At 72.8% G+C, this 12,293-nt stretch carries 12 protein-coding genes and 1 pseudogene; 9 read left to right on the top strand and 4 right to left on the bottom strand.

Annotation, left to right across the window (positions count from 1 at the left end):
* The first annotated feature begins 4 nt into the window (after nt 1-4).
* The 4 genes from ACQEVU_RS49165 to ACQEVU_RS49150 all read left to right on the top strand — a co-directional run bounded on the left by ACQEVU_RS49165 (nt 5) and on the right by ACQEVU_RS49150 (nt 3,441).
* Complete coding sequence (locus ACQEVU_RS49165) at nt 5-592, top strand: sigma-70 family RNA polymerase sigma factor (protein WP_433337103.1); 588 nt, start codon at nt 5-7, stop codon at nt 590-592.
* A 127-nt stretch (nt 593-719) separates the two neighbouring features.
* Nucleotides 720-1,394, top strand: coding sequence for a hypothetical protein (locus ACQEVU_RS49160; RefSeq protein WP_433337101.1), 675 nt, complete (start codon nt 720-722; stop codon nt 1,392-1,394).
* Nucleotides 1,394-2,326 (top strand): DUF4142 domain-containing protein, encoded by a 933-nt coding sequence (locus ACQEVU_RS49155; protein ID WP_433337099.1) that lies wholly within the window; start codon nt 1,394-1,396, stop codon nt 2,324-2,326. Before ACQEVU_RS49160 ends, ACQEVU_RS49155 begins: the two co-directional genes overlap by 1 nt.
* A 257-nt stretch (nt 2,327-2,583) precedes the next feature.
* Nucleotides 2,584-3,441, top strand: a complete 858-nt coding sequence (locus ACQEVU_RS49150; protein WP_433337097.1) for a hypothetical protein — start codon at nt 2,584-2,586, stop codon at nt 3,439-3,441.
* Nucleotides 3,442-3,495: 54 nt separating this feature from the next.
* Here the strand turns inward: ACQEVU_RS49150 and ACQEVU_RS49145 are convergent, their stop codons facing one another.
* The 3 genes and pseudogenes from ACQEVU_RS49145 to ACQEVU_RS49135 all read right to left on the bottom strand — a co-directional run.
* Nucleotides 3,496-4,764: an adenosylmethionine--8-amino-7-oxononanoate transaminase gene (locus ACQEVU_RS49145; protein ID WP_433337095.1), complete on the bottom strand. Its 1,269-nt coding sequence runs from the start codon at nt 4,762-4,764 to the stop codon at nt 3,496-3,498.
* 26 nt (nt 4,765-4,790) lie between these two features.
* On the bottom strand, nt 4,791-5,204 hold the full coding sequence (locus ACQEVU_RS49140) for a VOC family protein (RefSeq protein ID WP_433337093.1): 414 nt from the start codon (nt 5,202-5,204) through the stop codon (nt 4,791-4,793).
* A gap of 73 nt (nt 5,205-5,277) precedes the next feature.
* Nucleotides 5,278-5,433, bottom strand: a pseudogene (locus ACQEVU_RS49135) (helix-turn-helix domain-containing protein); the annotation flags it as partial.
* On the opposite strand from ACQEVU_RS49135, the gene ACQEVU_RS49130 reads away from it, so the two are divergent.
* The 5 genes from ACQEVU_RS49130 to ACQEVU_RS49110 all read left to right on the top strand — a co-directional run bounded on the left by ACQEVU_RS49130 (nt 5,386) and on the right by ACQEVU_RS49110 (nt 10,403).
* Nucleotides 5,386-5,868 carry an MFS transporter gene (locus tag ACQEVU_RS49130; RefSeq protein WP_433339710.1) on the top strand — a complete coding sequence of 161 codons (483 nt, stop codon included), beginning with the start codon at nt 5,386-5,388 and terminating at the stop codon, nt 5,866-5,868. The pseudogene ACQEVU_RS49135 and the gene ACQEVU_RS49130 overlap by 48 nt on opposite strands.
* Nucleotides 5,869-6,303: 435 nt before the next feature.
* Entirely contained in the window at nt 6,304-6,717 is a 414-nt protein-coding gene (locus tag ACQEVU_RS49125) for a GNAT family N-acetyltransferase (RefSeq protein WP_433337091.1), read from the top strand.
* Entirely contained in the window at nt 6,690-6,926 is a 237-nt protein-coding gene (locus ACQEVU_RS49120) for a hypothetical protein (RefSeq protein WP_433337089.1), read from the top strand. Before ACQEVU_RS49125 ends, ACQEVU_RS49120 begins: the two co-directional genes overlap by 28 nt.
* Nucleotides 6,927-6,943: 17 nt before the next feature.
* Nucleotides 6,944-8,152: an RNA polymerase sigma factor gene (locus ACQEVU_RS49115; RefSeq protein ID WP_433337087.1), complete on the top strand. Its 1,209-nt coding sequence runs from the start codon at nt 6,944-6,946 to the stop codon at nt 8,150-8,152.
* 223 nt (nt 8,153-8,375) lie between these two features.
* The gene (locus ACQEVU_RS49110; RefSeq protein WP_433337085.1) at nt 8,376-10,403 is read left to right on the top strand and encodes a glycosyl hydrolase family 28-related protein; all 2,028 of its coding nucleotides are present in this window, start codon (nt 8,376-8,378) and stop codon (nt 10,401-10,403) included.
* Nucleotides 10,404-10,485: 82 nt separating this feature from the next.
* On the opposite strand, the gene ggt is transcribed toward ACQEVU_RS49110, so the two are convergent.
* On the bottom strand, nt 10,486-12,267 hold the full coding sequence (gene ggt / locus ACQEVU_RS49105; RefSeq protein WP_433337083.1) for a gamma-glutamyltransferase: 1,782 nt from the start codon (nt 12,265-12,267) through the stop codon (nt 10,486-10,488).
* Nucleotides 12,268-12,293 lie beyond the last annotated feature (26 nt).

The raw sequence follows: 12,293 nt of genomic DNA, 5'->3' as shown, positions 1-12,293 counted from the left end.
CGCGATGATCGAGACGACCGGCCGCCGGGCCGGACGCCACATCGCCGGGGCCCGGGACCCGGACGACGAACTCCTCTGCGCCCTCTACCGCGAGCACGCCGACGCGCTGCTGCGCTTCGTCGCCCGGCTCGTCGGGGGCGACCGGCAGCGCGCCGAGGACATCGTGCAGGAGACCCTGCTGCGCGCCTGGCGCAACGCGGACCGCTTCGACCACAACGCGGTCGGCTCGCTGCGGCCGTGGTTGTTCACGGTGGCCCGGCGGATCGCGATCGACGAGTACCGCAGCGCGAGCGCCCGGGCCGGCGAGACCTACGGCCAGGACCTCGACGAGGTGTGGCTGGCCGAGCTTTCCCAGAGCGACGAGACCGAGCGGGTGCTGTCCAGCCTCGTGGTGATGGACGCGCTGCGCAGCCTCAGCCGCGCGCACCGGGAGATCATCGTCGAGACGTACCTGCGCGACCGCACGGTCAACGAGGTGGCCGAGCTGCTCGGCCTGCCGCTCGGCACCGCCAAGTCACGGGTGTACTACGCCCTGCGAGCCCTGCGTGCCGCGTTGGATGCGCAGGCTAATACGGAGCCGGCCGCCGAATAGTTCGAGGCTTTTCCCAATTATCTTTGTGAATTTGTCCACTGTGGATCCCTTCAGCCCCGCACCCGGCCCGCGCCCGTACCACATGACGGAACGCGAGGAACGAAGCGAACGGACCGAGGAGGACGACGTGGCAGCATCGAGGCTCACCGCCACCCTGGCGGGCTGCGCGGCGGCGGCCGCCGCTCTGGCCGGCCTGACCGCGTGCGCGCCGCAGGGTGGCGCCGATGCCGCGGCCGGCTACGACGCGGCGGCCCAGCAACAGCAGGCGCCGCCGCAGGCGCTCTCCGACATTCTCGGCGAGAGCGCCGCCCCCGTGAGCAGCGCCGCGCCGGCGAAGCTCACCACCGCGCTCAAGGGACAGACGATCCCGAAGATGGGCAAGGTCGTCACGGACCAGGAGGGCTTCGTGCTCTACCGGTTCGACAAGGACTCCGCCAAGCCGCCGACGTCCAACTGCGTCGACAAGTGCGCCCAGGTCTGGCCGCCGGCGCTGACCGACGGCAACCCCTCCCTCAGCGGCGTGGACCCGGCCGTCGTCGGTGCCGTCCTGCGCCCCGACGGCACGCGCCAGATCACGCTGGCCGGCTGGCCGGTGTACCGCTACATCGGCGACCCGAAGCCGGGCGCCTGGAAGGGTCAGAACGTCGGCGGCACCTGGTTCGTCGTGGCGCCCGACGGCAAGAAGAACCTGACCTGCCTGCCCACTCCCGCACCCACGGCCGTGCAGCCCCCGGCCGCCTCCGCTCCCGCCGCTGATCCCAACGCGACGACGAACGGCGACGGCGGAACCGGCGGCTACTGATGTACCCCGTCGAGCCCGATGGCGCCGGCCCTCGCCAGTGGCCGCGCCGGCGCCGGTTGCCCTGGGCGCTGCTCGCCGTGGCCGCCCTCGGTGTGATCCTGGCCGTGCCGACCCTGCGCACGGCGCTGACGAGGGCGGCCGGCCTGCCGGACGGCTCGGCGGGCTCCGGCAGCGCCGCGACCATGCCGGCGACGGGCTATGCGACGCCCGCCGCCGGGGCCGGCACCCACCAGCAGCACGACCCCGTGCAGGTGGCCGCGACCGCGGCCGCGCCGACGGGCACCGACCTGCCGGCCGGCTGGACGATGACGGCCAGCGGCCCGCTCGGCCCGGCCGACCGCGAGTTCCTGACGAAGGTCCGCCAGGCCGGCCTGTGGGAGGGCCCGGCCGGTCAGATGGCCCAGGGCCGGGCCGCCGACGAGCGCGTCAAGGAGGTCGGCAAGCAGCTCGCCGCCGACCACATCGGGCTCGACCAGCAGGTACGGCAGGTTTCGGCGCAACTCGGCGTACCGCTGCCGGACAAACCCAGCGACGAGCAGCAGGGCTGGCTCGACGAGCTCACCAGCAAGACCGGGGCGGACTTCGACCTGGCGTTCGCCAACCGGCTGCGCGCCGCGCACGGCAAGGTCTTCGCCCTGGTGTCCTCGATCCGCTCGGGCACCCGCAACGACGTCGTCCGCACCTTCGCGCAGACCGCGGTCAACGTCGTGATGAAGCACATGACCCTGTTGGAGAGCATCGGCAACGTCGACTTCGGCGCGCTGCCGACGCCGGGCCTGCCGGCCGCCGCCCCCACCCAGGCCAACCCGGCCGGGGCCTGGCGCCCGGACGCCGTCTGGGCCGTCGCCGGCCTCGCCCTGGTCGTCGGGGCCGTCGCCGCCTTCCGCATCTACCGCGGCCCGCGCGGCAGCCGGCGCAGTCCGGCCTACTGAGCCGGCCGCTTCTGAACCTCGGCGCCGCCCAGCGCGACTCGACCTCGGCGGCGCCGAGCCCAACTCGCGGTGCCGGTCGAGGAAGGGGCCGGCACCGCGTGGATCACCCGTCCTTCAGCGCCCGCCGGTGGCGCGGCCGAGGAGAGGAGGCGGGGACCCCTGTCGCCTTCAGCAGGGGCAGCCGGTGAGCCGCTCGGGGCCGGGGCGCAGCACGCCACGGCCCCGAGTGATCACGCGCAGCACTTAGTATCGACGCCGTGCTGTACGTCGCGTTCGACGACATCGGCCGCTGTCTCGTCGCCCGCGAGGACCCAGACCCCGCCCGCCGGGCCGAGCGGGCCGACTACGGCGGCGTGGTCGCGATCCGGTTCGCCCCCGCCCAGCACGACCTGGCCGGCGGCGCCCCCGACACGACCGGCGCCGGCCTGCTCGCGGGCGCCCAGCTGGCCATTGTCGCGGGCGCCACGCTCGCCGGCTCCGCGCTCGTCAGCCCGCTGCTGGCCGTGCCGGCCGGTGTCGTCGCGGCCGTGTACGTCGCCCGCCGCCACAACCTCGCCCGGGCCGGGCTCGAGCAGCGCTGGACCGACGACCACCGCCTCCTGACCACCCGCCCCGAGGTCGCCCGCTTCCGCCGCGCCTTCGACGCCGCCCGCACGATCCTGGTCGCCTGGCCGTTCCTCGCCGAGCTGGTGCAGGTGCCGTCGCCCCGGGCCGAGGTCACCAGGTCGCTGTGGACCCTGTCCCGCCTGCTGCGCGACCACGCCGAGCTGGCCGAGCAGTACGCCGGCCTCAACGACGCCCGCTTCGGCGCCCTGCCGCCCGAGGCCTCGGTGCGGGCGGCCCTGGACGACCGGCTGCTTCGCGTCGAAACCCGCAGGCGGTCCGTGAGCGCCGACATCGACCGCCGCATCGAAACGCTCACCACGCTGGCGGCCCGCTGCGCCGGCTTCGTGCGGACGGAGTCGGCGCTGCACACGGCCTATGAGGCGGTACGCCGCGCCGACGAGACGCTGCGCCGCCGGACCCCGCCGCCGGACGAGGCCCAGGACCTGGCCGAACGGACCGCCGCCGTCCTGGACGCCTACCGGGAGCTGACGTCCCGCCCCGCTAAATGATGATAAGTCCGATATGTCCGTCGCGGAGCGGCGGACATATCGATGGCGCGGGGGTCAGGCGGCCGCGGCGGCGGCCAGGACCGCGGTGCAGATGCGCTGCAGGTCCACGTCCGGGGTGACGTACGGCGGCATGGTGTAGACGAGGTCGCGGAACGGCCGGAGCCAGACGCCGTGGTCGATGGCGGCCTTCGTCGCGGCGGCCATGTCGACCTCGTGGTCCAGCTGCACGACGCCGATCGCGCCCAGGACGCGCACGTCCAGCACGCCGGGGCGGCCGCGGGCGGGGGAGAGGCCGTCGATCAGGGCGGCCTCGATGCCGGCCACCGTGCCGGGCCAGTCGCCGGACAGCAGGAGCTCGATCGAGGCGTTGGCGACCGCCGACGACAGGGGGTTGCCCATGAACGTCGGGCCGTGGGCCAGGACCGGTGTCTCGCCGCGGCTGATGCCCTCGGCCACGCGGGGCACGCACAGGGTGGCGCCCATCGAGAGGTACCCGCCCGTGAGCGCCTTGCCGATGCACATCACGTCGGGGGCGACGTCCGCGTGGTCGGCCGCGAACAGGGCGCCGGTGCGGCCGAAGCCGGTCGCGATCTCGTCGAAGACCAGCAGCACGTCGTGCTCGTCGGCCAGGGCGCGCAGGTCGACCAGGTAGCGCGGGCTGTGGAAGCGCATGCCGCCGGCGCCCTGGACCACCGGCTCGACGATGATGCCGGCGATCTCGTCGCGGTGGCGGCGCAGCGTCTCCTCCAGCTCGGCGACGTAGGCGGGGTCGTACTCGACCGGGGGCATGGGCACGAACACCTGCTCGGGCAGCACGCCGCGCCACAGGCTGTGCATCCCGCCGTCGGGGTCGGTCACCGACATCGGGTGGAACGTGTCGCCGTGGTAGCCGCCGCGCCACGTCAGCATGCGGCGCTTCGCGGGGCGGCCCAGCGAGCGGTGGTACTGCAGGCACATCTTGATCGCGACCTCGACCGACACCGAACCGGAGTCGGAGAAGAACACGTGCCGCAGCGGGTCGGGCGTGATGTCGACGAGGGTCCGGGCCAGGCGGACGGCCGGCTCGTGGGTCAGGCCGCCGAACATGACGTGGCTCATGCGGCCCAGCTGCGCGCGCACGGCCTCGTCGAGGACCGGGTGGGCGTACCCGTGGATGGCCGCCCACCACGAGGACATCCCGTCGACGAGCTCGTCGCCCCCGGCGACACGAAGCCGTACGCCCGACGCCGACGAGATCACCAGCGGGCGCTGGGTCGCCGGCATCGGCGCGTACGGGTGCCAGACGTGCTCGCGGTCGAGCGCGACCAGATCGTCGAGATCCATGTGCCCGACGATATGTCGCGGCGGGGTCAGCCCTGGGGCTGGGTGATGTTCACCATCCAGTTGATGCCGAACTGGTCGGTGCAGGAGCCGAACGTGTCGCCCCACATCTGCTTCTCCAGCGGCATGGAGACCTTGCCGGTCGTGGAGAGCTTGTCCCAGTAGCCGCGCAGCGGGCCCTCGTCGTCGCCGCTCAGGCTGATCGTGATGTTGTCGCCGGGGTTGACCGCCATGTTCGGCGGCGTGTCGGACGCCATGATCGTGTAGCCGGCCGGCGTTTCCAGCTGCGCGTGCATGACCTGGTCCTTGATGGACGTGTCATCGGAGCCGAACTCGCCGAACGTGTTCAGGCGCAGCTCGCCGCCGAACACGTTCTGGTAGAACTCCATCGCCTGCCGGGCGTTGCCCTTGAAACTGATGTACGGGTTGAGCCTCGAGGTCACAGCAAACTCCCTTGGTTGTGTGACGGGCGCGACAAGCCGAGCCTAGTGCGCCGCGGACCGCGCCGTGGCCGGTTCACACGCTCGCGGCGGCCAGCGCGTCGCCGAGCGGTGTGCGCTGGTACAGCACCGAGCGACCGGCCCGCGCCGAGCGCACCAGCCCGGCCCGGCGCAGCACCGCGAGATGGTCGCCGACCGCGCCGACGGCCAGGCCGAGGCGGGCGGCCGCCTGATCGGGCCGGCCCGCCGGGAGCGGCTGGTCCCGGCGCTGATCGCGCTGATGGGCGTGCCGTGCCTGGCCTTCGCCGCCCCGCTGCCCTGGCCGGCGCTGGCCGCCGCGCTGGTCGTGGTCGGCGCCGGGTTCGCGTTCGGCCTCGGCGTGCAGGAGGCGTTCCGCGACGCGCTGCCGGAGCGAGGCCGGGGCCAGGCGTTCGGGCTGCTGAGCACCGGCCTGATGACCGCGCAGGGGCTACTGCCCGCGCTGGCCGGCCTGCTCGCGGAGGGCCTCGCCCCGGGCGCCGTCATCGGCCTGCTGGGCGGCGCGACGCTGGTCGCCGCGGCGGGTGCGGCCCCAGGGTTTGTACGTCGACAGCACCGTCGAGAGCAGCAGCAGCGAGCTGGAGACCGACGGCGCGATGACCAGGTTGACCCGGTCCCGCTGGGCTAGCGCGGCGCCCTGCTCGGCGGCGGTCACCAGGGCGGGGTACAGCGCGAACGTCACGAGCCCGAGCATTACCGTCACGATGCCGAGCTTGGTCGCCACCCACCACCACTTGACGAGCCCCCACGGGGTGCCGACCGCGTTGACCACGCCGACCAGCCAGACCACGAACGACAGCGGGACGAAGAGCACCCGGCCGACGAGCGCGAGCGCCGGATACACCACCGCGCGGTCGGCCGCCCCGGTCAGCCCGGCGATGCCGAGCGTGAGCAGCACCAGGTCGGTGCCGAGCCACCCGACGGCGGTGACCACGTGCAGCGTGAGGATCGCCTTGCGCCATTTCGGAGTGAATCGCACGCCCCCAGCCTGGCAAAGTTCCGGCCTGTGGTCGTGGCCCCTGGAGCGTAAACGCGTCTACGCCCGGCGTCGTACTTTGACCGGATGCAGCTGCGCCCGTCGACCGTCGAAGACATCCCCGCCGTGCTCGCGTTCTGGAAGCTCGCCGCCGAGGACACCAACCGCGTGGGCGACGACGCGGCCGCGGTGACCGCCCTGATCGCCCGCGACCCGCAGGCCCTGATGCTGGCGGTCGACGGCGACGAGATCGTCGGCTCGCTCATCGCCGGCTTCGACGGCTGGCGCTGCCACCTGTACCGCTTCGCGGTGCGCCCGGACCGCCGCCGGCAGGGCATCGGCAAGGCCCTCCTGGACGCCGCGGAGAGCCGCTTCCGCGACTTCGGGGCCCACCGCGCCGACGCGATGGTGCTGGACGACAACGCCCTGGCCCACCGCGCGTGGGCGGCCGGCGGCTACCGCGCCCAGCCGGAGTGGCGCCGCTGGGTCAAGGGCCTCTGACCGTCGCGCAGGGCTTCCTGCTCGGCGGGGTGCAGATCGGGGTCAGCCTGCTGGTCAACGCCGGCATCGTGTGCGCGGCGGGCGCGATCGCGGCCTTCCTGGCCAGGCGCCCGGCGTGGCTGCGGGTCCAGCGGTACGTGACCGGCACGCTGCTCGGCCTGATCGCGGTGAAGCTGGCTACCGACAAGGCGCGCCCCGTCGTGGTGTAGACCTCTAGGATTTTCGAATGGCAGTCGAGGAGGAGCTGCGCACGCTCGCACCGCAGGTGCTGGGCATCCTGATCCGCCGGTACGGGCAGTTCGACGCCTGCGAGGACGCGGTGCAGGAGGCGCTGCTCGCCGCGGCACTGCAGTGGCCGGCCGACGGCGTGCCGGCCAACCCGCGCGGCTGGCTCATCACCGTCGCCGTGCGGCGCCTCACCGACCAGTTCCGCTCCGACGACGCCCGGCGGCGGCGCGAGCTCACCGTCGCCGCGCTCGAGCCGGAGCCGCCCGACGAGGTGCCCGACCGGGACGACACGCTGACCCTGCTGTTCCTGTGCTGCCACCCGGCCCTGTCGGCGGCGTCGCAGCTGGCCCTGACCCTGCGCGCGGTCGGCGGCCTGACCACGGCCGAGATCGCGAGCGCGTTCCTGGTCCCCGAGGCCACGATGGCCCAGCGGATCAGCCGCGCCAAGGCGAAGATCAAGGCGGCCGGGGCCCGGTTCGCCCCGCCCCCGCCGGACGAGCGCCAGGAGCGCCTCGAGGTCGTGCTCCAGGTGCTGTACCTCATCTTCAACGAGGGCTACACCGCCTCCTCGGGTGCGGACCTGCAGCGCGGCGACCTGACCGCGGAGGCGATCCGGCTGACCCGGGAGGTACACCGGCTGCTTCCCGACGACGGCGAGGTGGCCGGCCTGCTGGCGCTCATGCTGCTCACCGACGCCCGCCGCCCGGCCCGGACCCGGCCCGGCGGCGCGCTCGTCCCGCTCGCCGAGCAGGACCGCGGGCTCTGGCTGCGCCCGATGATCGATGAGGGCACCGCGCTCATCACGCGCACGCTGCCGCTCGGCCCGACCGGCCCCTACCAGCTGCAGGCCGCGATCGCCGCCGTGCACGACGAGGCGCCCGGCAGCGAGGAGACCGACTGGGTGCAGATCCTCGGGCTGTACCAGCTGCTGACCCGGGTGGCGCCCAACCCGATGGTGACGCTCAACCACGCCGTGGCGCTGGCGATGGTGAAGGGCCCACAGGCCGGCCTGCAGTTGCTGGCCACGCTCGACGGCGACGACCGGATGGCCAACCACCACCGGCTGGCCGCCGTGCGCGCGCACCTGCTGGAGATGGACGGCCGCGCCGACGAGGCCAGGGAGTGGTACTCGCGGGCCGCAAAGCGCACGACCAGCCTGCCCGAACAGCGCTATCTGGAGCAGAAGGCGTCCGCTTCCGGCCGGTGAATCGTCCATTTGGGACATCACGCCGTGCAAGAAGACGGCAGTGTTACGCAATTATCCCGCCGGACCTTGTGCAAGCGGGTACGGCGGCCCTACTGTCACCTCACTCACGGCGTCCGCCCCCGCCTCGAGCGTCCGAGGTGCAACACCCCACTCGCCCCGCTCGACGTCCGCCCACCTCGATGCGTCCTCGGCGTGCGCCAAACCGAGAGAAACGAGTCAATCGATGTCACGGAACACCACAGGAGCACCACCGCGGTGGTCCGCGGCGGCGACGGCGGCCCTGGTGGGTCTTGGGGTCGTCGTCGCCGGTGGCACCGCCGCGTACGCCACCGCCGGCGGGCCGGTCGTCACGCGGGCGGCCCTCAACCCCGCGCTCGTCGCGGGCCGGGGCGCCAACGTCGGCTTCTCCGAGCAGGAGGCGGAGAACGCCCAGACCAACGGGGTGGTCATCGGACCGGACCGCACGGCGTACAGCCTGCCCGCCGAGGCGTCCGGCCGGTCGGCGGTCAAGCTCGCGCCGGGCCAGTACGTCGAGTTCACGTTGCCGAGTTCGGCGAACGCGATCAACGTGCGGTACAGCATTCCGGACGCGCCCAGCGGCGGCGGCATCACCGCGCCGCTCGACGTCACGGTCAACGGCAAGTCCAAGCAGACGATGACGCTGACCTCGCAGTACTCCTGGCTGTACAACCAGTACCCGTTCTCCAACGACCCCAACGCCGACCTGCTGCACAGCGACTGGTGGATCACGGAGTGCGGCTGCGTGCCGGCCGCCACCTCGCCGGCGCCGCAGATCAGCAAGCCGTTCCGCCCGTTCCACTTCTACGACGAGCAGCGCCTGCTGCTCGGCAAGACGTACAAGGCGGGCGACAAGGTCCGGCTGCAGGTCCCGGCCAACAGCAAGGCCGCCTGGACCGCGATCGACCTGCTGGACTCCCAGCTCGTCGACGCGCCGAAGGTCAACATCGTCGCCTCCAACGTGCTGTTCTTCGGCGCCGACCCGACCGGCAAGCGCGACTCGGCCGACGCGTTCGACATGGCGATCGCGTTCGCGAAGTGGACGCACCTCAAGGTGTACGTCCCGCCGGGCACGTACCAGGTCAACCGCCACATCATCGTCGACAACGTGACGATCGAGGGCGCCGGCTCCTGGTACACCATCATCAAGGGCCACGAGGTCGCCCTGAGCGAGCCGCTGCCCGACAAGTCGATCCACACCGGGGTCGGCTTCTACGGCAAGTACTCCCAGGACGGCGGCAGCAAGAACGTCCACCTGTCGGGCTTCTCGATCATCGGCGACGTGCGTGAGCGCATCGACACCGACCAGGTCAACGGCATCGGCGGGGCGATGTCGGACTCCACCATCGACGGGCTGTACATCCAGCACACGAAGGTGGGCCTGTGGTTCGACGGCCCGATGAACAACACCAAGGTCACCAACACCACGGTGGTCGACCAGATCGCCGACGGCGTCAACTTCCACCTCGGCGTGACCAACTCGAGCGTGTCGAACAGCTTCTTCCGCAACACGGGTGACGACGCGATGGCCATGTGGTCGGAGACGACCGCGGACGCCAACAACACGTTCGACCACAACACCGTGCAGACCCCGACGCTGGCCAACGGCATCGCGATCTACGGCGGCAAGGACATCACCGTCTCGGGCAACCTGGTCGCCGACCCGATCCGCGAGGGCAGCGCCCTGCACCTGGGCACCCGCTTCGGCGCCCAGCCCTTCGCCGGCACCATCAACGTCACCAACAACACCACGGTCCGGGCCGGGACCTACGAGCTCAACTGGAACATCGGCCTGGGCGCGATCTGGCTGTACGCGCTCGAGCGCAACATGGACGCGAACGTCCAGGTCGTCGGCGACAACTTCCTCGACAACACCTACAACGCGATCATGATGGTCGTCGACTGGCCGGTGAAGGACCAGTACACGATCACCAACGTCCACTTCAAGGACATCAAGGTGGACGGCACCGGCACCTCGGTCGTCTCGGCCCGCGTCGGCGGCTCCGCCACTTTCGAGAACGTCGACGCCCGCAACGTGGGCGCGGTCGGCGTGAACAACTGCGGCGCGTTCAACTTCAAGCCGACCGGCTCGGAGTTCTCCCTGACCGACCTGGGCGGCAACGACGGCGGCGGCACCACGGGTCCGTGGATGGCGTCGTGGGAGCTGCCGAACACGATCACCTGCGACGACCGCCCGCCGGTCGTCGTGCCCCCGGCCCCCCAGCCGTGGTGACCTGACCTTCTCTGTGGGGTGGGACGCCCCCGCCGGCTCCGGCCGGCGGGGGCGTCTTGTTGCCTGACGGACGATGCCTTGCTCAGCGGACGGTGCCGGCCGAGCCGGAGCCCCGGCGGACCGGCTCGGCGCAGGCCAGCAGCCTGCCGTGCGGCAGGAACTCGATCGCCGTGGCGGCGCCGATCTCGGCCATCGGCGTGAACGTGTGGTGCAGCCCGGCCAGGGCCTGGCCCTCCGGCGACGAGATGAACGCCGGCTCGGCCGTGACCGAGGCCGTGTTGCGCTGCGACGCGCGCGGTGCGGCCAGCGCCTCGGGCAGCGTCATGCCCAGGTCGAGGCGGTTCACCAGGATCTGCAGGACGGTCGTGATGATCGTCGAGCCGCCCGGGGAGCCGACCGCCAGGAACGGCTTGCCGTGCTGCAGCACGATCGTCGGGGCCATCGAGCTGCGCGGCCGCTTGCCCGGGCCGGGCAGGTTGGGGTCGGGTTCGCTGCCCTGGGTCGGGGTGAAGTTGAAGTCGGTGAGCTCGTTGTTGAGCAGGAAGCCGCGGCCCGGCACGACGATGCCGTTGCCGCCGATCTGCTCGATGGTCAGCGTGTACTCCACGACGTTGCCCCACCGGTCGGCGACCGTCAGGTTGGTCGTGGACTGCCCGAGGTCGGGCGCGGCGCCGCCCGTCGTCGCGGCGCAGTGCCCGTCGTAGCGGCCGTCCGGCACGCCCGGGGCCACCGGCTTGGCGAGCGCGGCCGCCGGGTTGATCTGGCAGGCGCGCTCGCCGGCGAAGCCGTCCGTCAGCAGGGCGTCGAGCGTGCGGCGCGGGGTGTAGTCGCCCACGTAGCGGTTGCGGTCGGCGAAGGCCAGGGCGCTGGCCTCGAGGTACCGGTGCAGCGCCTGGGTCTTGTCCAGACCGTGCAGGTCGGAGCGTTCGAGGATGTTCAGGGCCTCGCCGACCGTGGAGCCGCCGGAGGACGGCGTGGCCATGCCGTAGACGTCCAGGCCGCGGTAGCCGACGTGCGTCGGGTCGGGCCGGCGGACCTCGTAGGCGCGCAGGTCGCCGAGCGTCATGCCGCCGGGGCGGATCTGGTACTGCCACGGCTGCGACGGGCTCGCGGCCAGCGGCGGGTGCTGCACCGTGCTGACGATGTCGCGGCCGATGTCGCCGGAGTAGAACTGGTCGATGCCCCGGCGGGCGATCAGGTCGTAGGTCGCCGCCAGGTCCGGGTTGCGCAGCTTCGTGCCGACCGCGGGCGGGGCGCCGCCGGGCAGGTACAGCTTCGCCGTCGGCTCGAACTGGGCGAACGCGGCCGCGTTGTCCGACACCTGCTGGTTGAACGTGGCGTCGACCGTGAAGCCGTCGCGCGCGACCTGGGCCGCGGGGCGCAGGGCGGCCGACAGCGGGCGGGTGCCCCACCGGCGGGCGGCGGCGTCCCACGTGGCCAGGGAGCCGGGGACGCCCGCGGACAGGCCGCTGACCCGGGCCTCCTGGAAGGCGTACGGCTGACCCGTGGCCGGGTTGACGAAGGCGGTCTCGCCCATCGAGCGCGGCGCGGTCTCCCGGCCGTCGAGGGTCTGCACGCGGCCGGTGCGGGCGTCGTAGTACACGAAGAAGCCACCCCCGCCGATGCCCGAGGAGAACGGCTCGGTCACGCCGAGGGTGGCCGCCACGGCGAGCGCGGCGTCAACGGCGTTGCCGCCGTGGCGCAGGACCTCGAGGCCGGCCGCCGTGGCGGTCGGGTCGACGGAGGCGACCGCCCCGCCGTAGCCGGTCGCGGTCGGGCCGGCGGGACCGGGCGGGGCGGCCGTGGCCGGTGCGGCCGGGGCGAGCAGCAACGGGATCAGGAGGAGCGGGATGAGCCTTCGCACGGGTGCCTCCCATGGGGATCGACGGC

It is taken from the genome of Dactylosporangium sp. CA-139066 (assembly GCF_050936175.1).
GTDB lineage: Bacteria > Actinomycetota > Actinomycetes > Mycobacteriales > Micromonosporaceae > Dactylosporangium.
The sequence above is the reverse complement of the archived record's forward strand: the minus strand, read 5'-3'. Positions and strand labels throughout refer to the sequence as shown.

Coding starts and splice junctions, on each gene's coding strand:
- ACQEVU_RS49155 (WP_433337099.1), top strand. CDS start 1,394: ATGTACCCCGTCGAGCCCGATGGCGCCGGCCCTCGCCAGTGGCCGCGC.
- ACQEVU_RS49125 (WP_433337091.1), top strand. CDS start 6,304: ATGCAGCTGCGCCCGTCGACCGTCGAAGACATCCCCGCCGTGCTCGCG.
- ACQEVU_RS49145 (WP_433337095.1), bottom strand. CDS start 4,764: ATGGATCTCGACGATCTGGTCGCGCTCGACCGCGAGCACGTCTGGCAC.
- ACQEVU_RS49165 (WP_433337103.1), top strand. CDS start 5: ATGATCGAGACGACCGGCCGCCGGGCCGGACGCCACATCGCCGGGGCC.
- ACQEVU_RS49130 (WP_433339710.1), top strand. CDS start 5,386: ATGGTCGCCGACCGCGCCGACGGCCAGGCCGAGGCGGGCGGCCGCCTG.
- ACQEVU_RS49115 (WP_433337087.1), top strand. CDS start 6,944: ATGGCAGTCGAGGAGGAGCTGCGCACGCTCGCACCGCAGGTGCTGGGC.
- ACQEVU_RS49110 (WP_433337085.1), top strand. CDS start 8,376: ATGTCACGGAACACCACAGGAGCACCACCGCGGTGGTCCGCGGCGGCG.